This window comes from Streptomyces chromofuscus, assembly GCF_015160875.1.
Taxonomy (GTDB): Bacteria; Actinomycetota; Actinomycetes; order Streptomycetales; family Streptomycetaceae; genus Streptomyces; species Streptomyces chromofuscus.
Genome location: NZ_CP063374.1, coordinates 5653769 through 5677167, shown reverse-complemented (window position 1 = coordinate 5677167; position 23399 = coordinate 5653769). Strand labels below are relative to the sequence as shown.

The following is a 23399-nucleotide window of genomic DNA, read 5'->3' as shown; positions in this document are numbered from 1 at the left end:
GCTCATGACGACCGCCCCCGCAACGGGCCCCGGGCCCGGCCTCGCCCAGAGGCCGGCCCCGGCGCCCGCGCCCCCCGCGCCGAGCCACCGCACCCGACCCCGCCGCCTCCTCCAGGCCCTTCCCCTCACCCCGGCCGTCGTCCTCCTGCTCCTCTTCCTGGCCGGCCCGATCGCCTACTGCGCCTTCATCGCCTTCACCGACCTCCAACTGACCGGCCAGGCCGAGGAGTCGTTCATCGGCTTCGAGAACTTCACCACGGCGTTCGGGGACGAGGCGTTCCTGAACGCGGTGTGGCTGACCCTCGTCTTCACGGTCGTCTCGGCACTGATCGGCCAGAACACACTCGGGCTGGCCCTGGCGGCCCTGATGCGACGCGCGTCGAAGCCCGTGCGCACGCTCGTCGGCGGCATCGTCATCACGGCGTGGGTCCTGCCGGAGGTGGTCGCCGGATTCCTCCTCTACGCGTTCTTCCGCCGCGAGGGAACCCTCAACGCCCTGCTGGACTGGCTCCATCTGCCGTCCCAGAACTGGCTGTTCACGCTTCCGATCCTGGCGGTGTCGTTCGCGAACGTCTGGCGGGGCACGGCCTTCTCGATGCTGGTCTACTCGGCGGCGCTCGGCGAGATCCCGAAGGAGGTCACCGAGGCCGCGGAGGTCGACGGCGCGGGCGGGTGGCGCCGGATGTGGCACATCACGCTGCCGATGATCCGCCGTTCCATCGGCACCAACCTCATGCTGATCACCCTTCAGACCCTGTCCGTCTTCGGCCTGATCTGGGTGATGACGCGGGGCGGCCCGGGCGGCAAGAGCCAGACGCTGCCCCTGTTCATGTACGAGGAGGCCTTCCAGAAGAGCATGATCGGGTACGGCACCGCCGTGGCCCTGCTGCTGCTGGTGGTCGGCTCCCTGTTCTCGGTGATCTACCTGCGCCTGCTGCGAACGGAGGTCTGACGCGCATGCCCCGGACTCCCTCCTCCCGCAGGACCACCCGACGGCTGGCCGCCGACGCCGGACTGCTGCTGGTGGCCGCCGCCTTCTCGCTTCCCCTGCTGTGGGTGGTCCTGTCCTCCCTGGACACCGACGCGAACCTCCAGGTGAAGCTCCCGGACGGCGTGACGCTGGACAACTTCGACGCGGTCCTGACGCCGGACATCACGTTCACGCCGCTGCTCAACAGCCTGCTGCTGTGCGGCGGTGGCACGGCCCTGACGGTGGCGTGCGCCGCGCTCGCCGCCTATCCGCTGTCACGGTTCCGGTCCCGTCTGAACCGCCCGTTCCTGCTGACGATCCTCTTCGCCACGAGCCTGCCGATCACGGCGATCATGGTTCCGGTGTACGCCCTGTTCGTGCAGATCAATCTGATCGACACCCTGCAGGGCACGGTCTTCTTCTTCGCGGCCTCCCAACTGCCGTTCGCCATCTGGCTGATGAAGAACTTCATGGACGGCGTACCGAAGGAGCTGGAGGAGGCGGCGTGGACGGACGGGGCGTCGTCGCTGCAGTCGCTGGTGCGGATCGTGCTGCCGCTGATGGGGCCGGGGGTGGCGGTGGTGACGGTGTTCTCGTTCGTGATGATGTGGGGCAACTTCTTCGTCCCGTTCATGCTGCTGCTCACGCCGGACCAGATGCCGGCGGCGGTGAGCATCAACGAGTTCTTCGGGAACCGGGGAACCGTGGTGTACGGGCAGCTGGCCGCCTTCTCGATCATCTACTCGACGCCGGTGATCCTGCTGTATGTGCTGGTGGCACGGCGGTTGGGCGGGGGATTCGCGCTCGGCGGGGCGGTCAAGGGCTGAAGCTCCCGCCTGGTGGGACGGAGGTGGAGGACGGGCGATCCGCCCCGACTGGAACCGTATGTTCCTACAATCCGTGATCCTGGCCGAACAGCCCGTAGTCAGCGTCCCCCGGTGCCTCTAGCTTGTGCCCCGTGCGCCGACCCTCAGCCCGACCGAACCAGCCCACCCCGCCGTTCAACGCCCCCGCCGCCCGCCGACTCCGTGCCGCCCTCGGCATGGGCCCCGAACACGTCGCCTACGGCATGCGTTCCTCGTACGGACTGCCCCACGTCACGCCGGAGCTCGTCGTCTCCTGGGAACGCGGGATCACCCAGCCCAGCAGCCCCGAGCTCACCGCCCTCGCGGGCGTGCTGTGGTGCTCGCCCGGCGAACTCGTCGGACGCCCCCGCACCCTCCGCGAGCACCGCATCTCCCGCGGCCTCGCCCCGGAGGACGTGGCCCGCGGCGTCGGCCTCGAACTCGCCGCCTACCTGAGGATGGAGGAGAGCGACACCTGGCGCGGCAACGAGCGGCAGTCCGTCGCGCTCGCCGACATCCTCGAACTCGACCTGCCCGACTTCGTCACCGTCACCGGCCGCGAGGCCAGACTCGCCGACCTGCTGCGCAGCGCCGTGACCACCCGCTGGCAGGCCTACGTCCGCCCGATGGGCAAGACCGTGCCCCTGGACCGGGGCGTCCTGCAGGTCGTCCTGCAGGAACTGCACCGCGAGTACCAGGGGCAGGTGGTCGCCACCCTCAGCTGGGGCGGCGACAGCCGGGAAACCGGCGACAACGGCCGTGACTTCCTCGACCGGATCGTCGACCACTTCTGGACGACCGTCGAGACCCGCGCGCCACGGCAGTACTGAGACGGCCTAGCGCCGCGACAGGCAACGTTCACCCCGTCCCGACGCCCGGCACGCCCTCTCGCCGCACCGGACGCCGCTCCTTGCCGGGCAAACGTTGCCTGCCGCGGCACTAGAACACCGACTCGGCCTCCTCCATACGGTCCTTCGGCACCGTCTTCAACTCGGTGACCGCCTCCGCCAGCGGCACCATCACGATGTCCGTGCCGCGCAGCGCGGTCATCCGCCCGAACTCCCCACGACGCGCGGCCTCGACCGCGTGCCAGCCGAAGCGCGTGGCGAGCACGCGGTCGTACGCCGTCGGGGTGCCGCCGCGCTGGACGTGGCCGAGGATGACCGGCTTGGCCTCCTTGCCGAGGCGGCGCTCCAGTTCGTACGCCAGCGCCGTGCCGATGCCCTGGAAACGCTCGTGGCCGTACTGGTCGATCGCGCCCTTGCCGTAGTCCATGGTGCCCTCGGCGGGGTGGGCGCCCTCGGCGACGCAGATGACGGCGAACTTCTTGCCGCGCGCGAACCGCTCCTCGACCATCTTCACCAGGTCGGCGGGGTCGAAGGGCCGCTCGGGCAGGCAGATGCCGTGCGCGCCGGCGGCCATGCCGGACTCCAGGGCGATCCAGCCGGCGTGGCGGCCCATGACCTCGACCACCATCACTCGCTGGTGGGACTCCGCCGTCGTCTTCAGGCGGTCCATCGCCTCCGTGGCGACGCCCACGGCCGTGTCGAAGCCGAACGTCCGGTCCGTCGAGGAGATGTCGTTGTCGATCGTCTTGGGGACCCCGACCACCGGCAGGCCCGCGTCGGACAGCATGCGGGCCGCCGTCAGGGTGCCCTCGCCGCCGATCGGGATCAGCGCGTCGATGCCGAACTCGTGGATCATGTCGGACGCGTTCTCGCAGGCCTCGCGCAGCCGGTCGCGCTCCAGGCGCGAGGAGCCGAGGATCGTGCCGCCGCGGGCGAGGATGCCGCTGACCGAGTCGAGGTCGAGGGTGCGGTAGCGGCCGTCCAGCAGACCCGCGTAACCGTCCTCGAAGCCGATCACCTCGTCGCCGTACTGGGCGACCGCTCGGTGCACGACCGACCGGATCACGGCGTTCAGGCCGGGGCAGTCGCCGCCTGCGGTGAGAACTCCGATGCGCATCGTGCTGTGTCTCCTGCTCGCTGTTGATACCGGTGAGCCACCACCGATTGTTTCACGTCCGTCAGGCGCTCAGTACGACGACACCTTGACGGGCGCCTTATCTATGTCGAGGGGTATTGTCAAGAGCGCTCCGCTCACCCCGGTGGGCGATTTTTACGACCTCAGGGACGACCTCCGGGATCCGAGGGTTGCGAGGCCACACCCCGAATCCCCCGATCCAGACGAAACGGAGAGCACGCGTGACGCGCAGCGTGTACGTGACCGGCATCGACCGCGGCGACGGCCGCCAGGTCGTCGAACTGGGGGTCATGGAACTCCTGACCCGGCAGGTCGACCGGGTGGGTGTCTTCCGCCCACTCGTCCACGACGGCCCCGACCGCCTCTTCGAGCTGCTGCGCGCCCGCTACCGGCTGTCGCAGGAGCCGGCCACCGTCTACGGCATGGACTACCAGCAGGCCTCCACGCTCCAGGCCGAGCGGGGGACGGACGAGCTGGTGTCCACCCTCGTCGACCGGTTCCTCAACGTCGCGCGGGACTACGACGTCGTCCTCGTCCTCGGCACCGACTACGCCGACACCCAGTTCCCGGACGAACTGGCCCTCAACGCCCGCCTCGCCAACGAGTTCGGCGCGTCCGTGATCCCGGTGGTGGGAGGGCGCAAGCAGACCGCGGAATCCGTGCTCGCCGAGACCCGCAACGCCTACCGGGCGTACGACGGCCTGGGCTGCGACGTCCTCGCCATGGTCACCAACCGGGTCGCCCGCGAGGACCGCGACGAGATCGCCGACCGGCTCGCCACCCGGCTGCCCGTACCCTGCTACGTCCTGCCCGACGAGCCCGCCCTGTCCGCCCCGACGGTCGCCCAGATCGGCCACACCCTGGGCGCCAAGGTGCTGCTCGGCGACGATGCGGGCCTGGCGCGGGACGCGCTCGGGTTCGTCTTCGGCGGAGCCATGCTGCCGAATTTCCTGGGCGCCCTGACCCCGGGCTGCCTCGTCGTCACCCCGGGCGACCGCGCCGACCTGGTCGTCGGCTCGCTCGCCGCGCACAGCGCGGGCACCCCGCCCATAGCCGGTGTCCTGCTCACCCTGAACGAGGTGCCGAGCGACGACATCCTCACCCTCGCCGCCCGCCTCGCCCCGGGCACGCCGGTGCTGTCGGTGTCCGGCAACAGCTTCCCCACCGCCGAACAGCTGTTCTCCCTGGAGGGCAAGCTCAACGCGGCCACCCCGCGCAAGGCGGAGACGGCGCTCGGACTGTTCGAGCGGTACGTCGACACCAGTGACCTGCTGAAGCGGGTGAGCGCCCCGAGCAGCGACCGGGTGACGCCGATGATGTTCGAGCACAAGCTGCTGGAGCAGGCCCGCTCCGACCGCCGGCGGGTCGTGCTGCCGGAGGGCACCGAGGAGCGGGTGCTGCACGCCGCCGAGGTGCTGCTGCGCCGGCGCGTGTGCGACCTGACGCTGCTCGGTCCCGTCGACCAGATCCGCAAGAAGGCCGCCGACCTCGGCATCGACCTCGGCGACTGCCGGCTGATCGACCCGGCCACCAGCGAGCTGCGCGACGCCTTCGCCGAGAAGTACGCCGCCCTGCGCGCCCACAAGGGCGTGACCGTCGAGCTGGCGTACGACGTCGTCTCCGACGTCAACTACTTCGGCACGCTGATGGTCCAGGAGGGCCTCGCCGACGGCATGGTGTCGGGGTCCGTGCACTCCACGGCGGCCACCATCCGCCCGGCCTTCGAGATCATCAAGACCAAGCCGGACGCCTCCATCGTGTCGTCCGTCTTCTTCATGTGCCTCGCCGACAAGGTGCTGGTCTACGGCGACTGCGCGGTCAACCCGGACCCGAACGCCGAGCAGCTCGCCGACATCGCCGTCCAGTCTGCGTCCACCGCCGCCCGCTTCGGCGTCGAGCCGCGGATCGCGATGCTGTCGTACTCCACGGGCACGTCGGGTTCCGGCGCCGACGTCGACAAGGTGCGCGAGGCCACCGAGCTGGTGCGGCAGCGGCGCTCCGACCTGATGGTCGAGGGGCCGATCCAGTACGACGCCGCCGTCGAGCCGAGCGTCGCCGCGACCAAGCTGCCCGGCTCCGAGGTCGCCGGGCAGGCCAGCGTGCTGATCTTCCCCGACCTCAACACCGGCAACAACACCTACAAGGCCGTGCAGCGTTCGGCCGGCGCGATCGCCGTCGGCCCGGTGCTCCAGGGTCTGCGCAAGCCGGTCAACGACCTGTCCCGCGGCGCGCTCGTCCAGGACATCGTCAACACCGTCGCCATCACGGCGATCCAGGCCCAGCCCACCGTCCACGAGAAGGCAACCCAGCTGTGAGCTCCACGCGCGTCCTCGTCCTCAACTCCGGCTCCTCCTCCGTGAAGTACCAGCTGCTCGACATGCGCGACAGCAGCCGGCTCGCGGTGGGCCTCGTCGAGCGGATCGGCGAGGAGTCCTCCCGGCTCAGGCACACGCCCCTGACCACCGGGGAGACCCGCGGCTTCACGGCCGTGATCCCCGACCACGAGGCCGCGCTGAAGGCCGTGGCGGCGGAGCTGGCCAAGGACGGCCTCGGTCTGGACTCGCCCGAGCTGGCCGCGATCGGGCACCGGGTCGTGCACGGCGGGAAGTTCTTCACCGAGCCGACCGTCATCGACGACACCGTGCTCGCCGAGATCGAGCGGCTGATTCCCGTCGCCCCGCTGCACAACCCGGCCAACCTCACCGGTATCCGCACCGCGCGCGCGCTGCGGCCGGACCTGCCGCAGGTCGCCGTGTTCGACACCGCCTTCCACACGACGATGCCGGAGTCGGCCGCGCGCTACGCGATCGACGTGAAGACCGCCGACGCGCACCGTATCCGCCGGTACGGCTTCCACGGCACCTCGCACGCGTACGTCTCCCGGGCCACGGCCGAGCTGCTGGGCAGGGCGCCGGAGGACGTGAACGTCATCGTGCTGCACCTCGGCAACGGCGCGTCCGCCTCCGCCGTGCGCGGCGGCAGGTGCGTGGACACCTCCATGGGGCTCACGCCTTTGGAGGGGCTGGTGATGGGTACGCGTTCCGGTGACATGGACCCCGCCGTCATCTTCCATTTGATGCGTGTTGGCGGAATGTCCGCCGACGAGATCGACACTCTTCTCAACAAGAAGAGCGGACTGGTCGGCCTGTGCGGTGACAACGACATGCGGGAGATCCGCCGCCGGATCGACGAGGGTGACGAAGAGGCGCAACTCGCCTTCGACATCTACATTCACCGCCTGAAGAAGTACATCGGCGCCTATTACGCGGTGCTCGGCAGGGTGGACGCGATCGCGTTCACGGCCGGGGTCGGTGAGAACGCCGCGCCCGTGCGGGAGGCTGCCCTCGCGGGCCTGGAGGAGCTGGGGCTCGTGGTGGACGGCGAGCTGAACGCCGTACGCGGCGACGCACCGCGCCTGATCTCACCCGCGGACGCGCGTGTGGCGGTGGCCGTGGTGCCGACCGACGAGGAGCTGGAGATTGCGACACAGACGTACGCGTTGGTAAAGGCGTCCTAGCCCGTCACAGGACCTCACCTGAGCGGCATCCCGCCCTTTTGTATTTTCCGCCAGACGGAATATTCCGCAGCGAAACAAACCGATAGGATCGCCCCATGCGCCGTTCGAAAATCGTCTGTACTCTCGGCCCCGCGGTCGACTCCCACGAGCAACTGGTCGCGCTGATCGAGGCGGGCATGAACGTTGCCCGTTTCAACTTCAGCCACGGCACGCACGCCGAACACCAGGGGCGGTACGACCGCGTCCGTGCCGCCGCGAAGGAGACCGGCCGGGCCGTCGGGGTCCTCGCCGACCTGCAGGGCCCGAAGATCCGGCTCGCGACGTTCGCCGAGGGGCCGGTGGAACTGGTGCGCGGTGACGAGTTCGTCATCACCACCGAGGACGTCCCCGGCGACAAGACGATCTGCGGCACGACCTACAAGGGCCTGCCCGGCGACGTCGACCGCGGCGACCAGATCCTCATCAACGACGGCAACGTCGAGCTGAAGGTGCTGGACGTCGAGGGCTCGCGGGTGCGGACGATCGTCATCGAGGGCGGCGTCATCTCCGACCACAAGGGCATCAACCTGCCCGGCGCGGCGGTGAACGTCCCGGCCCTGTCCGAGAAGGACGTCGAGGACCTCCGGTTCGCGCTGCGCATGGGCTGCGACCTGGTCGCCCTCTCCTTCGTCCGGGACGCCAAGGACATCAACGACGTCCACAAGGTCATGGACGAGGAGGGCCGGCGCGTCCCGGTCATCGCCAAGGTGGAGAAGCCGCAGGCGGTGGCGAACATGGAGGACGTCGTGATGGCGTTCGACGGTGTGATGGTCGCGCGTGGCGACCTCGCCGTCGAGTACCCGCTCGAGAAGGTCCCGATGGTGCAGAAGCGCCTGATCGAGCTGTGCCGGCGCAACGCCAAGCCGGTGATCGTGGCGACCCAGATGATGGAGTCGATGATCACCAACTCCCGCCCGACCCGCGCCGAGGCGTCCGACGTGGCCAACGCGATCCTGGACGGTGCGGACGCGGTGATGCTGAGCGCGGAGTCCTCGGTCGGCGCCTACCCGATCGAGACGGTCAAGACGATGTCGAAGATCGTCCAGGCGGCGGAGCAGGAGCTGCTGTCGAAGGGCCTGCAGCCCCTCGTCCCCGGCAAGAAGCCCCGCACGCAGGGCGGTTCGGTGGCCCGCGCGGCCGCCGAGATCGCGGACTTCCTCGGCGGCAAGGGCCTGGTGGCGTTCACCCAGTCCGGTGACACGGCCCGCCGGCTGAGCCGCTACCGCGCGGCCCAGCCGATCATCGCGTACACCACGGACGAGTCCACCCGGAACCAGCTGACGCTGAGCTGGGGCGTCGAGTCGCACGTCGTGCCGTTCGTGAACAGCACCGACGAGATGGTCGACCTGGTGGACCAGGAGATCGCCAAGCTCAGGCGCTTCAGCCCCGGCGACATCGTCATCATCACGGCGGGCTCGCCCCCCGGCGTCCCCGGCACCACGAACATGGTCCGCGTCCACCACTTGGGCGGCACCAACGACTGAGGCCCGCCTCACTCAGTACGCACAGAACTGTGGCCCGGTCCCCCGCGCAGGCGGGGAAACCGGGCCACAGCTCGTGTGCGGCTCCCGAACGGGCTTGTGGGGCCGGTCGGCTCAGTTGGTGATGTACGACGAGAGTCCCGGCACATGCAGGGTTCCGCCGAACTGGCCGGCCTGCTGGACCTTCACGTTCGTGAAGTAGATCAGCGGGATGTTCAGCGGGGGCGGGTTCTCCGGGCTGAAGGTGATCGGGATCAGGCCGAAGAGGTTGCCGGAGATCTTCTCGGTGTACATCAGCGTGTCGCCGTCGGTGATCGTGGACGTGGAGCCCTTGTCCGCCTGCACGTGGTACGTCTTGCCCGACTGCTCGTCCTTCACCATCTGGTGCAGGTCGCCGATGTCCGTGCCGTCGGAGACGACGTACTTCAGGACTTCCTTGACCTTGCCGGAGGCGGTCTTGACCTTCACGACGCCCTGGTAGTCGGCGCCCTTGAGGGTGAGCGAACTGGCGTTCAGGTACCAGGGGTTGTCCGGCAGCAGGAGCTTGTTGTCGATCCCGCCCTCGGCGTCCGTGGCGATCGGGCAGTCATCCGGGTCCGTGGTGGAGCTCGCGGAGGGGGTCGGGGAGGCCGTGGCCTCGTCCGCCGCTCCTTCCGTCTCCCCGGCCGCGTCCGACACCGCGTCCGTGACCTCGTCGGCGGCGTCCCCGGCCTGGTCGGTGACCTTCCCGGAGCCGGCCGTGTCCTTCCCGGAGTCGCCGGAGCCGCTCGTGTCGCCGGAGGTGTCGTCGCCCGCCGACGTGTCCTCTCCCGCACCCGTCGAGGCGGACGGCGAGGGCGTCTGCGTGGGAGTCGGCGTAGCCGTCTCCGTGTCCTCGCCGAGTCCCGTGATGCCGTCGACCACGCCCGTGACCGTGTCGCCGATGGCGTCCAGCACGCCACCGCCGTCGGACCCGGACTCGGGCTCGCTCGGCGCCGGAGCCGCGTCCTGCGGCTCCTGGTCCCCGGTGGCGGACGGGGCCGGCGCCGGCTCGGCGTCGTCGTCGGAACCTGAATCCGACGAAGAGCCGTTGTCCGCCGCGCCGTCGCCCGACGCGTCACCGTCCGAGGTGCCCGAAGTCGCCGACGGTGCCGGGGAGTCGGCCCCTTCCGAAGCCGAGGGGCTCGGCTGGGTGGACTGGGTTTCGCTCGCCGAGGCGGACGGCGAAGGCGAGGCGGTGGCGTCCTCGATGAGCGCCAGGCAGTCCTCGTACTCCTCGGCCGTCAGGCTCCTGGGCGCCGGCCGGTCGTCCGCGAGGGCCAGCTTCGGCGTGAACCCCATCCCCATGAGGATCGCCGTGGGCATCGCCGCCACGGCTATCGCACGGCCGGCCGGTACCTGGATCCTGGTGAACAGTGGCTTCTTGGGGGCGGCGTGACGCGGCCCCGTTCTCGTCGCTGGCGAGGCCGCAGAGCTTTCGCCCCGGACCTCGTCAGCCGACATGGTGGGCCCCCTTCGGCTCCTCTGCCCGAGAGCCGTCGACGGGGCCCTGCGGGGAGTGCGACTCGTCCGGCTCGACGGCGTTGTCCTCGGGCGCCTCAGGAGTGGTGCCCGGCCCGGTCTCGTCGCTGCCGTCACCGGACGGGCCCTGGTCGGCGTCCCGCTGCCCGGCATCCGCGGGCTCCGCCGTGCCCGGCGCCCACGACAGGGCCAGCGCGCCACCGACCATGGCCAGCAGGAAACCGACCAGGAAGCCACCGATGTTGGAGACCACCAGGGACACCAGCGCCAGGAGGATCGCCGCGACACCGGCGAAGAAGCGCGTGGCCTGCTGGAACCACATGGTCAGGCCCAGCGTGATCAGCAGGACGCCGATGATCAGCGAACCGGCACCCGCGGTGGTCGCCATGGCGATCGACATGGTTCCGAGCTTGAGCGTGGCATACGGGAAGTAGGCGATCGGCACCCCGCCGAGCAGGGTGAACAGGCCCGCCCAGAACGGCCGGGTGCCCCGCCAGTCACGGAATCGCAGACGCAACCGGGTGAAGGTCCCGGCGCTCTGGACCGGAGTCTCGGCACTCATGGAAAACAGCTCCCTGGGTCCGGTGGAAGTTCGTACCGGCTCGGCCGTAGGCGTGGAGAAGCCGGAAGTGTGAGTCTGTGAGGGTGCCGACGCTCGGACGGACCGGGCCGGCGGGGCGGAGAAGCGACGGCCTCCCCGCCCCCGAGGGCAGCTCAACTACCCCAAAACACCCCGGTGACGGGAGCCGTCAGTAGCACTCCATCTTGGGGTCCGCGCCCAGACGCATCGACAGACCGCTGAGCTTGAACGTGCCGGCCGTGGTCGCCCACGCCGTCTGCTCGACGCCGTAGAGGTCGGCCGACTCCGCCTGCTGGGCGAAGCCACCCGGCAGGGTGGTGGCCCTGTCCTTGTTGGCGGGGCCACGCGTCTTGTCCTGGACCGCGATACCGATGTCGATGTTCTTGAACTCCGCATCGGCGTCCAGCTGCGCGACGTCGATGTAGAGGTTTTCGGCCTCGACCGGCTTCTTCGCGTTGTTGCCCGCCTCAAGACGGAGGTAGATCGATCCCACGAAGGGGATGTCCGTCTTGACCGACTGGCACATCTTGGTGATCGTCGCGGTGTCGAACGACGAGATCGCGACCGGGACCTTCTTCTTCGTCTTGCCCTCGACCGAGGTGTAGACCTCGTCTATGCCGCCGTACTGGGCGAAACCCTCACCGTGCAGGTGAGCGGCCTTCACCTTGAACTGCTGGCCGGAGACGCTGAACGACGCGGCCAGCGCACCCTGCGCAAGCCCGACACCCACACATGCCGCGGCGGCGACGCTGGGCACCATGACCACAGCGAACCGCTTCCATCTGGTCCCACCACGCACTTGGGACTCCATAATTCCTCCTTCTCGGACGTACATCGCCTGCCCCGACCAGACCCCAAAGAGAGCTCAACCGGGCAGGGATGGGAGAAGTGCTACGTCCTCGGAAAGGAGAGCGCCCGACTCGGCGGCGCACAACGGCGCCCGAATCACCGGCGATCACCCCCGAGCGACAACCACTGGTCGCGCCTGACACGCATCACGCACAACCTTGCTGGACAGGCTTCGCCGGGTGGGCGAAGACCCCCCTGCCCAAGAGCCGGCGCCAGGGACGTCGGCTCTGCTCGGTGGGGACCCAGGTAGTCCCGCGGCCCGATTGGATGTCGGGGTGCGGGAATGGACCGAGCGTCGCCGATCGTGGTGCATTCTCGCCGCCCGCACAAGGGGGTTCGTTACTCGCTAGTAACGGCCGGATAACCGAACAACGACCAGCGGGACTCGGTCAGCGACACTCGGTGGCAGTTAGGGGCAGGACAAAACTATTGATCGATGGACAGACTCCGACAGATCAACGCCCACGACTTACTCGCAGTAACAGCGGCCGCGATTACCAAGATTTGGTAAAGCGCGGCCGCTCTGACGTTCTGTCGGACAGTCCCTCACTCAGGGCGCAACCGCCCCGACGCTCGGCGACCGGCCTCGATCCGGGCCTCCGGCGCGCCGCTCAGAACAGCGCGCGTGCCAGCGCCCGACGGGCCGCCGTCACCCGCGGATCCTCCGCGCCGACCACCTCGAACAGCTCCAGCAACCGCAGTCGTACGGCGTCCCGGTCGTCGCCCGCCGTACGCCGCACGGCGTCGATGAGCCGCCCGAAGGCGTCCTCCACGTGACCGCCCACCAGATCCAGGTCGGCCGCCGCGATCTGCGCCTGCGCGTCGGCCGGCCGGTCGGCCGCGTCCTTGCGCACCTGCTGCGGGTCCAGCCCCTGCACCCGCTGGAGCAACTCCGCCTGCGCGAGCCCGAGTTTGGCCTCCGGGTTGCCCGGGTCGTCGGCGAGGACGTTCTTGTACGCCTGGACGGCACCGCCCATGTCACCCGCGTCCAGCGCCTGCGCGGCGGCGTTCAGCGCGGCGTCGTAGGGACCGGCCGGCACCTCGGCGGGCGCCTGGCCGCCGCCCGGCTCGGCCTCCGGGTCGACGGTCAGACCGGTCAGCCCGAAACGCTGCTCGGCGACGGTGACCAACTGGTCGAGGGTCTGCCGGATCTGCGCCTCACCGGCCGCGCCCTGGAAGAGCGGCAGCGCCTGGCCCGCGACGACCGCGAAGACCGCCGGGATCCCCTGGATCCCGAACTGCTGCATCAGCATCTGGTTGGCGTCGACATCGATCTTGGCGAGGACGAAGCGCCCGTTGTACTCGACGGCAAGCCGCTCCAGCACGGGGCTGAGCTGCTTGCAGGGCTGACACCACTCGGCCCAGAAGTCGATGACGACCGGGACCTCGGTGGAGCGCTGGAGGACGTCGCGCTCGAATCCGGCCTCGTCGACGTCGATGACGAGATCGGCCGGGGAGACGGCCCCGCCTCCGCCCTGCCGGGCCGCTGCGGCGCGCGCCTGCTCCGCCTTCGCCCTGGCCTCCTGGGCCGCCTTGACCGCGGCGAGGTCGACGACGCCGCTCATGGACATGTTCCGTGGCTGCATGCGTCTATCCTCCCCCGTTCCCCGCGTGTCTGTGAAAACCGCCGTGAAAGCCGTGCCCGCGTACGGCGCCGGGTCCCCACCCCACGCCCGTGGTCGTCGCTCGCGTGCGCCGCCGGAGCCTCCGTACGGGACGGAAGAACAGGTCACCCACATGAGCTTTCGCTACGAGTCGTAGCGTAACGGCAGGCGGGGCATCCGCGGCACCCTCACCCGGTGATCTCCCTCACTGCCACCGGAGCCCCACCCAAATCGGTCACGGATATGGTCGGGGGATGCCGAGCCGCACCCCCGCCAGCCGCACCGGACGCCCGCGCAGCGCCGCCGCCGACGCGGCGATCCTGGCCGCGACCCGGGCAGCCCTGGTGGAACTGGGCTGGTCGAGGCTCACGTTGGGGGACGTCGCGGCCCGGGCCGGGGTCGCGAAGACGACGCTCTACCGCCGCTGGGCGGGCAAGAACGAACTGGTCGTCGACGCGGTGGCGGAACTCTTCGACGAACTGCGCCTGCCCGACAGCGGCACCCTGGCCGGCGACGTCGAGGGCGTGGTCCTGCAGTTCGCGGCGATCCTGGCCCGCCCGGAGGCGCGGAGCGGGCTGATGGCGGTGGTGGCGGAGTCGACGCGGGACGACGCGCTGCGCGAGCGCATCCGCGGGTCGATCGTGGAACGCCAGAAACGCCTGGTCGTGGAGGGCCGGGCACGCGCCCAACGCCGCGGGGAGCTCCCACCGGAGACAGACCCCGCGGAGTCCGCCCGCACGGTGGACCTCATCTTCGACATGGTGGCGGGCTCGGTCGTGCACCGCTCGCTGGTGAGCGCGGAGCCGGTGGACGAGGAGTGGGTTCGGGGTCTGACGCGGGTGCTGCTGCTGGGGCTGGCGGGGGTGGCGGGCGCGGCCGGCGCGTCAGAGGCAGGCCCGGCGGGGACGGGCGCGGCAGAGACGGGCGAAGCCAAAACGTAATAAGCGAATTACGTATTCAACGGTAAGATCCTTTCGCTAATGCCTCACCCGCCGAGCATGTCAGGAACGAGCATGAGATTGCGTAGGGTCCTCCCGGTCGTCACTGTATTGCCGGCCCTGCTGGTGACATCCGCGTGCAGCAGCAATTCGGACGGATCCGACGACAAAAAGGCGAAGTCCTCCCCGAGCGCCGGCGCGACATCGACTGAGGAGCAAAAGAAGGCCGCCGAGGCCAAGCGGATCGGCGCGCTGGATCCCCAGGCTTTGGAAAAGGCCACGATCTCCGGAAAGAGCACGGGCTTCGCGTTCAAGCAGGTTTCCAAGGCGGATGCCGAGGCAGGCCGGGGCATGACGGCCGACAAGCCCGAGTGCCAGCCGATCGCGAGCCTCGCCGGCGGCTACACCCACATCGAGGCGGTGAGCGTGGAGCACCGCTCACTTGAACCCACGGAGGCGACGAACGCCACGATCGGCTCGATGTGGCTGGCCTCCCACTCGGAGAAGAACGCCGAGCGGGTCATGTCCGACCTGCGCACCTCCCTGAAGAAGTGCGACGGCTTCAAGACGCTCGGCCTCACCTACAAGAACGTGAAGCAGCTCAAGGACCCGTCCCTGGCGGACGACGCGGTCAGCTACCGCATCACGAACGTGGTGGGCAAGCAGTCCGTGCAGATGACGTACACGGTGGTGCGCGAGGGCGGGGTGATCGCGGCGTTCTACGGGGTGAACATGCTGACGCCGGAGAAGAGCGCGATTCCGGAGGCGGCGATCGAGGCGCAGTTGGAGAAGCTGGGCTGACGACATAATTCCGGTGCCCGGAAAAGTTGTCCACAGACGTCAGCGCGAGGGAATGACGGACATCACCGGTCCAATGTGCGTACACGCGTAAACGGCTGTTCCAACTCGCCAACAAGCTACCTATTGCGGCGGCCTGATCTGTCCAGTTGCTCGATCAGCCCGTCGAGGTCCAGACCGGTGGTCGGCAGACAGCCGACGATCAGGTGCGGCCGGTACTGGATCCTCTTCAGCTTCCGTTTGATCGCTCGCGTCAGGTGCGCGAAATGACCAGCGGCTACCGCATTACCGGCGAGATCGGCGGCAAGAAGGTGCCCATGACCTATACCGCCGTGCGCAGCGGAGGCGTCAGCATGCTCGACCCGAAGCAGGCGGCGATCCCGGAAGCGGTCGTGCGGGCCCAGCTCGACCGACTCTGAGCCCGCACACGAAGAAGGGGCCTCCCCCGGCGCGCCATGCACCAGGGGAGGCCCTTCCCCTTCCGCTCAGGCGGCCCGGATGGCCTGGTCGATCTCCGCACCCGTGCGCGCGACGACCGTCGGAACGCCGTCCGCCAGGACGTCCGGCAGCTGGTGCCGGACGTTGTCGGACTGCACCACGACGGGCCCGCCTGGCACGACCAGCACGGCGTCCAGGCGCCGCAGGAGGACGGCCAGGAGGTCCATGACCCCGCCGCCTCCGAAGCGGTTGAAGGTGATGCCGTCCGGGGGGTTGAGGTACACGTCAGCCTCCTCCCCGTCCGCCGTCCTCACCAACAGGACGTCCGCCCCGGGGTCCCGGCCCGCCACGAAGGGGTCGAGGACCTCGCGGGCGACGGCCATGTCCAGCGGGACCGTCTCGCCGTTCTCGAACCGCATCACGAAAATGTCGTAACTCACGTCTCTCCCGACGGAAGGACCACGGGGCCGGCGCCCCGGAGACACCGAGGACGCCGGCGCGCCGGTCAGGGTGTGGTGGGCGGAGTGTAGACGACCGTAATCCGCTTGAGGTCGTCCGTCGCCGCGAAGACCGCCTTGGCCTTCTCGTAGACGTCCTCCTCCGCGATGTGCCAGGTGATCGGCGTGTTCGGCGCGGCTTCCACCTGATATCTCGCCTGCTTGACGAAGTCGTCCTCGACGACTTTCGGCTTGTAGGAGTTCATCATGGCGGAGTAGCCGGGCCCCTTGGCCTCCAGGAGAACGCCTCCCTTGTAGCCGTCGAGCTTGAGCTCGCCCTTGGGGTTCGGCGTGTTCCTGATCAGATAGCCGAAACCTTCCGGAACCCCCGTGATCTGGAACTCATAGGCGATGGCGCGGGCGCTCTTGCCGCCCTCCTTGGAAATGTTCCAGACGCCCGGACCGCCCATCTCGACCCAGCACTGCGGATTACCCGAGGTGCTGGAGACGGAGGAGGCGGCGAGGGAGAAGGTCGACGGCGTGACGTTGTCGACCTTCTGACAGGCCTGCTGCAGCCGCTGAATGATCTTCGTGCCGATGCCGGCGATGGCGCCCTCGGTCAGACCGATGGATCGAAGCGCCACCCACGCCTCGGTGAAGCCGATGCCGGTCTTGACGGCGGCGTCCAGCGACATCATCGCGGCCTTGGCCCCCTTGAACAGGGCACCGGCGACGAACCAGCTCGCCGCCCAGGCGCAGTCGCCCCAACTGCCGCCGGAGAGACCCGGAGTGATCAGCTTGGCGCAGCCGATGAAGTCCCCCAGGAGGACGTCGACCGGATCGATGCCCGCGTTGAACTCGATCATCGAGATGACGTTCGTGAGGCGCTCGGTCTTCACGTCGGTCACGTCGGGGCCGAGGTAGATCGTGTCGGCGTTCGGGCAGCTGCCCGTGTAGGACTCCGGCGAGGCCAGGCACATGTACAGGTCGACGTGCGACCGATAGGTGACGTCGGCGGTGATGACGCAGTCGCCAACGTGGTAGATCGGGTTGCAGTTCTCCTTGACGACGTTCTGCGGGTCGCCGATGTACTCGATGTGGTCGAGGACGGCCCACACCCCGCCGATGCCGGTGGTGACGCCCTGCTGGATCTGCTCGGCGTTACCGGTCGTCTCCGTCCGGTCCGCCGCGGCCTGGGCCTCCTCGGCCGCGTCACGGGCGCCCGCGGCGGCCTCCTCGGCGGCGGCCGCGTCGATCTCCGCCTTGTCGGCGGCGGTACGGGCGGCGGCCGCGTCGGCCTCCGCCTGGGTGGCGACCTCGCGGGCGTGGGCGGCGTCCTTCTCCGCCTCCGTCGCCGCGTTGTCGGCGGCGATGGCGTCCTGCTCGGCTTCGTTGGCCGCCCAGTTCGCCGCCAACGCGTCCTCACCGGCCGACATCGCGTAGCCGTCGGCGCGTTCAGCCGAGGCCTGCGCGGCCTTGGCGTCGGCCGCGGCCTGGTTGGCCGAGGCCTGCGCCCGCTGGTACGCCTTGGCGGCGCGCAGCGCGTCGGCGGCGGCAGCGGCCGACGCCTCCAGGGCCAGCTTCATGTCGGCCGCCGCCTGCGCCGCGAGGGCCTTCGCCTCGGCCGAGAACTCCTCGGCGAGACCGGCCGTGGCAGCCGCGGCGGCCGCCTGCTGCTCGGCCACCGTCAGGGACGACTGCCCCGTCAGGACCGCGAACGCGGCGGAGCTGTCCTCCTCCTGGTAAGGCGTGCCGAAGGCGATCGCCTCCTGCGCCGGCCGGGTCACGGCGGCGGCGGAGTCGCGGGCCGCGAGCGAGGACGCCACGGCCGCCTGGGCCTTGCCAGCGGTCACCGCCGCCCAGTTCGCGGTCTGCTGCGCCTCGGTACGGGCGGCCGCAGCCTCGGTCTTGGCGGTCTTGGCCGCCGCGTTCGCCTTGTCGGACTCCTCCTTGGCGCCCTTCGCGTCGGCCGCGGCCGCCTCGGAGGCGTCGATGGCTTCGGCCGCCTTCGCGTGCGCGGTCGCCGCGGAACCGGCGGCGACCAGGTACGACGCCCAGGTGGCGTCGGCCGCGGCCCGGGCCCGGGCCGCGGCGCCCTCTGCCTGGGTCGCGGCCTCGCGCGCGTTGACGGCGGCGGCCGTGGCCGCGTTCGCCGACGCGCGGGCGTTGGTGGCCGCCGTGGTGGCGGTGTCCGCGGCGGAGCGGGCGCTGGTGGCCGCGGCGCGGGACGCCTCGGCCGCCTCCGTCCCCTCGTCGGCGGCGGCGTTCGCCTCCAGCGCCTCGGCCTTCGCGATCAGCGAGTCGCGCCGCTGCTCCGCCTCCAGGGCGTTGTCGCGGGCGGCGACGGCGTCCCTCTCAGCCTGTTCGGCCACCTTCCGCTTGTCGGAGGCGACTGTTCCGGACGCCTCGGCCGAGGCGCGGGCATCGCTCGCGATCCGGCCCTGGGCGACGGCGTCGGCCTCGTGGCCGGCGGCGATGTCCCGCTCGTGCTCGGCGGTGGCCCGGTAGGCCGCCGCGTTGGCACGCTCCAGCTCGGCGACGGCGCGGGTCCGCTGCGCGTCGGCGGCGGCCTGGCGGGCCTCCTCCTCCTCGCGGGCCGCGTCCTCCTTGGCCTTCTTCGCGATGGCCGCGTTGTTGGCGGCGGAGGTGGCGTACGCGTCGGCGCTGTCGGCGGCGGCCTTCGCCTGGGCGGCGGCCTCCTGGGCGGCGATGCGGCGGAACTCGGTGTTGATCGCGTGCGCCTCGGTCTTCGCCAGCGCCAGCAGCGCCTGCGAGGTGGAGACCGTGGCGTTGGCCGCGTTCAGAGCCGTCTCCGTCGCCTTCGCGGCCGCCTGGGCCGCCGCGCCGGACGCGCGGGCCACTTGGACCGACTGCTGGGCATAGCTCAGGCCCCGGCCGCGCGGCACGCCGTTGGCGTCGGCGATGTCGTACGCCTGCTGCTGTGCGGTCACCGCGCGGGTGGCGGCGGCCGCGGCGGCCGTTGCGTGCTGGTTGGCCGAGGTGACCAGCGCCTGCACCTTGCCGCGCGCCCGTGCCAGGTCGGCGTTGGCCCGGTCGAACAGAGCCTGCTTGGGCTTGAAGATGCTCTTCGGGTCGATCTTCAGTTCGTCGTGCCAGTACTTCTGCCACAGCAGGATCTGCTCGGCGAGCCACGCCTGACCGATCGCCTCGACCATGTCGTCGGTGGCCTCACGGGTGGCGAGGGCGGCGTCCGCCTCCGCCTGCAGGATCGCGGCGCGCGGGGCTGCCTGGGCGGCGTACTCCGCGTTCCACTCGGCGGTGGCCGTGGAGACAACCACGCCCAGGGCGTTGTTGGGGTCGACCGGGTCCTGGTGGTCGCAGGACGACCAGGCCTGCTTGAGGTTCTCCACCTCGTAGCGGAACTCGGCCGAGTCCACGGCCGGGGCCTTGCTCAGGAAGCCGCCGTGCCGGAGGTAGGAGGCTACGTCGGTGGCGGTGGTGCCGCCGGCGAAGCGCGTCTGGTTGACGGCTGTGTCGCGGAGCATCGTGTCCGCGGCCCAGTCGTTCCAGATGTCCTTGCCCCGGTTCTCCTCGGTGATCTGCCGTGCCCGCGCCACAGCCTCGGGGCTGGCGTTGCTGTGGCCGTCCCAGCCGAGGCGGCCGGCGAGCTCCGCCTGCGTGAACAGGGTGAACTGCAGGACCTCGGCGTCGAACTTCGGCGCGTGCAGCGAGATCTCGTCGCTGAACGAGGTGCTCGCGTACGGGCGGTTGGCGTCCTCCAAACCGGACTTGCGGGCTGCAGAGGCGTCCCGGTAGGCAAGAGCCGCGGTACGGTCCTTGGCGCTGGCCTGGCCGAGGGGTTCGAGGCCGATCATGCCGCTGTCACCGATGATGGCGTGCAGGTCGGCGTCGGTGCCGGTCAGCCCCTCAATGGCCTTGGCCTTCATGTTGGCGCCACCGACGTGCAGGGCGACACCGGCGACGCACCGGTCCCAGCGAGGCGTGCTGCGCTTGCCGCTGATGAGCTGGGTCAGCTCGGTCAGCTTCCCCCGGCCGTTGTAGGCGTCCGAGAAGATCTGCCGGATGCCGGTGCTGACCTTCTCGATGGCCTCGGCGAGGGCGGGGATCCTGCCGACGATCACCGCGGAGGACGGGATGTCGACGAGGGACCACAGGCAGGACTCGGTGCCCTCCAGCGCCAGGCACTGCTTGACCTTGGCGGTGCCGAACTCGTCCAGGAGGATCTGCCCGCCGTTGGCGGCGGTCCACTCGACCACGTCGACGGATACGGCGGCCAGCGCGTCCTGGTAGGCGTCGAGGCAGGTCTGACCGCACGCGTCGAGGAGAATCTGCTTCTCCGGCTCGCCGAGGACGGCCCAGTTGGCGGAGCCGCCCTCGATGGGTGTGTTGCCGTCTTGAAGGGCGTCCTGACGCTCGACCTCGATTTGCTCGCGCTGCTCTTGTTCCGCTTGCCCGGCGGCGCCCTCGGCCGCGTTGCTGTCGGCGTCGGCGTCGGCCGCCTTCGCCTCGGCGTCCTTGGCGTTCTGCTCGGATTCGGCCGCCTTGTTCGCGGCGTCACCGGCGGCACCGGCGGCCCGCTCGGCGAGTTCGTCGGCCTGCGCGGCGCTGCGCTCGGCCTCGGTGGCCTCCCGGTCGGCCTGCGCGGCCTCGGTCTCCGCGTCACCCGCGGTGTTACGGGCGCTGACGGCGTCCGCACCGGCCTGCTGGGCATAACCGGAGGCGGACTCGGCCGCCTGTCGTGCGGCCTGCTGCGCGTCCTGGGCCTGAGTCGCGGACGCCTGGGCTCGGGCGACGGCCTGCGTCGCGCGCACCGAGTCGGTCGCCGCCTGTGCGGCCGCCTCGGCAGCCAGCTTGGCGTCACCGAGTGCCTGCTCGGCAGCCTGCTGCGCGGCTTCCGCGGCCTCCGCGGCCTCCGCGGCCTTCGCGTCCGCCGCAGCGGCCTGCTGCTCCGCCAATGTCTTGGACGTCTGTCCGACGAGTACGGCGAAGGCGGCCGAGGCGTCCTTCTCCTGGTACGGGGTACCGATGGCCACGGCCTCGTTGGCGGCTGCGATGGCCTGGGCGGCGCTGTCGCGGGCGGCCAGCGCGGCCTGCCCGGCGGCGTGGGCGCGGCCGACCGCGGTAGCGGCCGTGGTGACGGCGGACGCGGCCTCGATGCCCGCGGCGGAGGACTCCTCAGCCGCCTTCTTCGCCAGCTCCGTGGCGTTCTCCGAGGCCGTGGCGGCGTTGTCGGCCCGCAGGGCGGCGTCCTGAGCGGCGTCCAACGCCTCGGCAGCCGCGACGTGCGCGTTCGCGGCTGCGCCAGTCGCCTTGAGGTAGGCCGACCACGCCTCGTCGGCGTTCGCCTGGGCGCGCTCGGCGGCCGCTTCCGACTTGGTGGCGGCGGAACGGGCGGTGACCGCGGCGGCGGTGGCCTCGTCGGCGGCGGTCTGCGCGGCGGTGGCTGCGGTCGCGGCATCCGCCGCGGCCGTACGGGCCTGGTCGGCGGCCGTCTGGGTCTCGGCCGCGGCCTCGGTGCCCTCGGCGGCCGAGGCAGCTGCTTGCAGCGCGGCGGCGCGGGCAGCGGTGGCCTGCTTCTTCTGCAGCGCGGCCACGGCGGCGGCGCGCGCGGTGGCGGCGGCCTTGGCCTTGCTGTCGGCGGCGGTCCGCTTCTCCTTGGCGGTGGCGGCGGCCGTCGTGGCGGCAGACTTCGCCTCCTCGGCCGCGGTCTGCCGCGTGGCCGCCTGGGCCTCGGCCTCCTGCGCCTTGGCGCGCTCCGCGGCGGCGCTGACACGAGAAGCGACGGCGGTGGCCTTCTCCAACTCGGCCTCGGCACGCTGGGCCTGCGCGGTGGCCGCGGCCTGGCGGGCCTCCTCGCCCTCCGCCTCCGCGGTGGCCTGCGCGGTCTTCGCGGCGGCGGCGCTGTCCGCGGCGGCCTTCGCCTCGGCGTCGGCGGTGTCGGCGGCGGCCTTGGCCTGCGCGGCCGCTTCCTGTGCGGCGATCCGGCGGAACTCGGTGTTCACCGCGTGCGACTGGGTCTGCGCCTTGGCCAGCAGGGTCTGGCTGTCGGCGACGGTCGCGTTGGCCGCCTCCAGGGCCGTGCGTGTCGCCTTGGCGGCGGCTTCGGCAGCCGCGCTGGAGGCTCGGGCGACCTGGACCGACTGCTGGGCGTACATCAGCCCGCGCCCGCGCGGCACGTTGTTGGCGTCGGCGATGCCCCACGCCACCTGCTGCGCGGTGGACGCCTTTTGGGCCGCGGTAGCCGCAGCGGCGGCGTGCTGCTCGGCCGAGGTGACGAGCGTGGTCACGTTGTTCCGGGCGCGGGCGAGGTCGGCCTCGGCCTTGTCGTAGAACGCCTGGTCAGGCTGGTCGAGGGCGTCGGGGTCCACGGCAAGCGTGTCCTGCCAGTACTTCTGCCAGGTCAGGATCTGCTCGGCCAACCACGCCTGACCGATCGCCTCGATCATGTCGTCCGTGGCCTCACGGGTGGCGAGGGCGGCGTCCGCCTCCGCTTGGATGATCGTGGCGCGCGGGGTGGCCTGAGAGGCGTACTCCTGCTCCCATTCGGCCATCGCGGTGATCAGTGGAGCGTTGAGCACTCGCCGGAGATCAACCGGGTTCTGGTAGTCACAGGTGGCCCAGGCCTGCTTGAGGTCCTCGACGATGATCCGGTACTGAGCAGACCCCTCGGCGGGCGCCTCTTTCAGGAAGCCGCCGTGCTTGAGATAGAGCGCGATGTCACTGGCCGTCGTACCGCCGGAGAACTGCTTCTGGTTGACGTTCCAGTCCGCGAGCATGTCATCGGCGGCCCAGTTCTCCGCCATCTCGTTGCTGTCCCGGTTCGCCTCGGTGATCTCCCTGGCGCGGGCGATCGCCTCGGCACTGGCGTTGCTGTGGCCCTCCCAGCCGAGCCGACCGGCCAACTGCTCCTGGGTGAAGAGGGTGAACTGCCTCAGTTCCGCGTCGAACTCGGGCGGATCCCACATCATGTCTTCGCTGGCGTAGGCCGATTGCGCGTAAGGCGTGTTGGCGGCGTCGAGTTCCTCGGTACGGGCGTCGGAGCCGTCCCGGTAGTCGAGCCCGGCCTCACGGTCCGCGTCCGACGCCTGTCCCAGGGGGCCGAGTCCTATCCACCCACGGTCCCCGATGACCGCGAAGAGCTCCTCGCTGGTGCCGGTCAGCCCCTCGATGGCCTTGGCCTTCATGTTGGCGCCGCCATAGTGCAGCGCCACACCCGCGAGGCAGCGGTCGAGCCGCTGGTTCTGGCCAACGCTGTTGCGGTAGAACCCGGTGTCTTCTTCCGGAGCGGTGTCGGCCGCGACTGGTGAAGCCTGCACCAGGCCCATCAGCACGGCGCCTGCAGTGACGAAGACTGTCCCGCTGATGCCTCGCGTCACCGCATCGCGCATGCGTCGGCGGCGTCTGCCGACGTCTCTGAACGATGGCATGTAGGTCTGCC

16 protein-coding genes are annotated in these 23399 nt (G+C 70.5%); 9 read left to right on the top strand and 7 right to left on the bottom strand.

The annotated features are described in order from the left end of the window. The first annotated feature begins 4 nt into the window (after positions 1-4). From IPT68_RS25750 to IPT68_RS25740, 3 genes are all read left to right on the top strand, one after another. Positions 5-952, top strand: coding sequence for a carbohydrate ABC transporter permease (locus IPT68_RS25750; RefSeq protein WP_189701533.1), 948 nt, complete (start codon positions 5-7; stop codon positions 950-952). 5 nt (positions 953-957) lie between these two features. Then, on the top strand, positions 958-1797 hold the full coding sequence (locus IPT68_RS25745) for a carbohydrate ABC transporter permease (protein ID WP_189701532.1): 840 nt from the start codon (positions 958-960) through the stop codon (positions 1795-1797). 131 nt (positions 1798-1928) lie between these two features. Continuing rightward, entirely contained in the window at positions 1929-2645 is a 717-nt protein-coding gene (locus IPT68_RS25740; RefSeq protein WP_228039904.1) for a helix-turn-helix domain-containing protein, read from the top strand. 109 nt (positions 2646-2754) lie between these two features. Here the strand turns inward: IPT68_RS25740 and IPT68_RS25735 are convergent, their stop codons facing one another. After that, positions 2755-3780, bottom strand: coding sequence for an ATP-dependent 6-phosphofructokinase (locus IPT68_RS25735; RefSeq protein ID WP_189701530.1), 1026 nt, complete (start codon positions 3778-3780; stop codon positions 2755-2757). A gap of 239 nt (positions 3781-4019) precedes the next feature. Between IPT68_RS25735 and pta the strand changes: the two genes are divergently transcribed. The 3 genes from pta (at position 4020) to pyk (ending at position 8838) form a co-directional block, all read left to right on the top strand. Next, complete coding sequence (gene pta, locus IPT68_RS25730; RefSeq protein WP_189701529.1) at positions 4020-6113, top strand: phosphate acetyltransferase; 2094 nt, start codon at positions 4020-4022, stop codon at positions 6111-6113. Further along, the gene (locus IPT68_RS25725) at positions 6110-7315 is read left to right on the top strand and encodes an acetate kinase (protein ID WP_189701528.1); all 1206 of its coding nucleotides are present in this window, start codon (positions 6110-6112) and stop codon (positions 7313-7315) included. Before pta ends, IPT68_RS25725 begins: the two co-directional genes overlap by 4 nt. Positions 7316-7410: 95 nt before the next feature. Continuing rightward, entirely contained in the window at positions 7411-8838 is a 1428-nt protein-coding gene (pyk, locus tag IPT68_RS25720; protein WP_189701527.1) for a pyruvate kinase, read from the top strand. 111 nt (positions 8839-8949) lie between these two features. Here the strand turns inward: pyk and IPT68_RS25715 are convergent, their stop codons facing one another. From IPT68_RS25715 to IPT68_RS25700, 4 genes are all read right to left on the bottom strand, one after another. After that, positions 8950-10317, bottom strand: coding sequence for a hypothetical protein (locus IPT68_RS25715; RefSeq protein ID WP_189701526.1), 1368 nt, complete (start codon positions 10315-10317; stop codon positions 8950-8952). After that, positions 10307-10897 carry a DUF6114 domain-containing protein gene (locus tag IPT68_RS25710; RefSeq protein ID WP_189701525.1) on the bottom strand — a complete coding sequence of 197 codons (591 nt, stop codon included), beginning with the start codon at positions 10895-10897 and terminating at the stop codon, positions 10307-10309. The genes IPT68_RS25715 and IPT68_RS25710 overlap by 11 nt, the downstream gene beginning before the upstream one ends. Positions 10898-11084: 187 nt before the next feature. Beyond that, positions 11085-11726 carry a DUF6230 family protein gene (locus tag IPT68_RS25705; protein ID WP_189701524.1) on the bottom strand — a complete coding sequence of 214 codons (642 nt, stop codon included), beginning with the start codon at positions 11724-11726 and terminating at the stop codon, positions 11085-11087. A 649-nt stretch (positions 11727-12375) separates the two neighbouring features. Continuing rightward, complete coding sequence (locus tag IPT68_RS25700; RefSeq protein ID WP_189701523.1) at positions 12376-13350, bottom strand: tetratricopeptide repeat protein; 975 nt, start codon at positions 13348-13350, stop codon at positions 12376-12378. 272 nt (positions 13351-13622) lie between these two features. Between IPT68_RS25700 and IPT68_RS25695 the strand changes: the two genes are divergently transcribed. The 3 genes from IPT68_RS25695 to IPT68_RS25685 all read left to right on the top strand — a co-directional run bounded on the left by IPT68_RS25695 (position 13623) and on the right by IPT68_RS25685 (position 15523). Then, positions 13623-14309 carry a TetR/AcrR family transcriptional regulator gene (locus IPT68_RS25695; protein WP_189701522.1) on the top strand — a complete coding sequence of 229 codons (687 nt, stop codon included), beginning with the start codon at positions 13623-13625 and terminating at the stop codon, positions 14307-14309. Positions 14310-14381: 72 nt separating this feature from the next. Beyond that, on the top strand, positions 14382-15107 hold the full coding sequence (locus tag IPT68_RS25690; RefSeq protein ID WP_228039902.1) for a hypothetical protein: 726 nt from the start codon (positions 14382-14384) through the stop codon (positions 15105-15107). 146 nt (positions 15108-15253) lie between these two features. Continuing rightward, positions 15254-15523, top strand: coding sequence for a hypothetical protein (locus IPT68_RS25685; protein WP_189701521.1), 270 nt, complete (start codon positions 15254-15256; stop codon positions 15521-15523). A gap of 66 nt (positions 15524-15589) precedes the next feature. Here the strand turns inward: IPT68_RS25685 and IPT68_RS25680 are convergent, their stop codons facing one another. Then, complete coding sequence (locus IPT68_RS25680; RefSeq protein WP_189701520.1) at positions 15590-15982, bottom strand: hypothetical protein; 393 nt, start codon at positions 15980-15982, stop codon at positions 15590-15592. A gap of 65 nt (positions 15983-16047) precedes the next feature. Further along, positions 16048-23286 carry a Tox-REase-5 domain-containing protein gene (locus tag IPT68_RS25675; protein WP_228039900.1) on the bottom strand — a complete coding sequence of 2413 codons (7239 nt, stop codon included), beginning with the start codon at positions 23284-23286 and terminating at the stop codon, positions 16048-16050. Between the last annotated feature and the right edge of the window lie 113 nt (positions 23287-23399).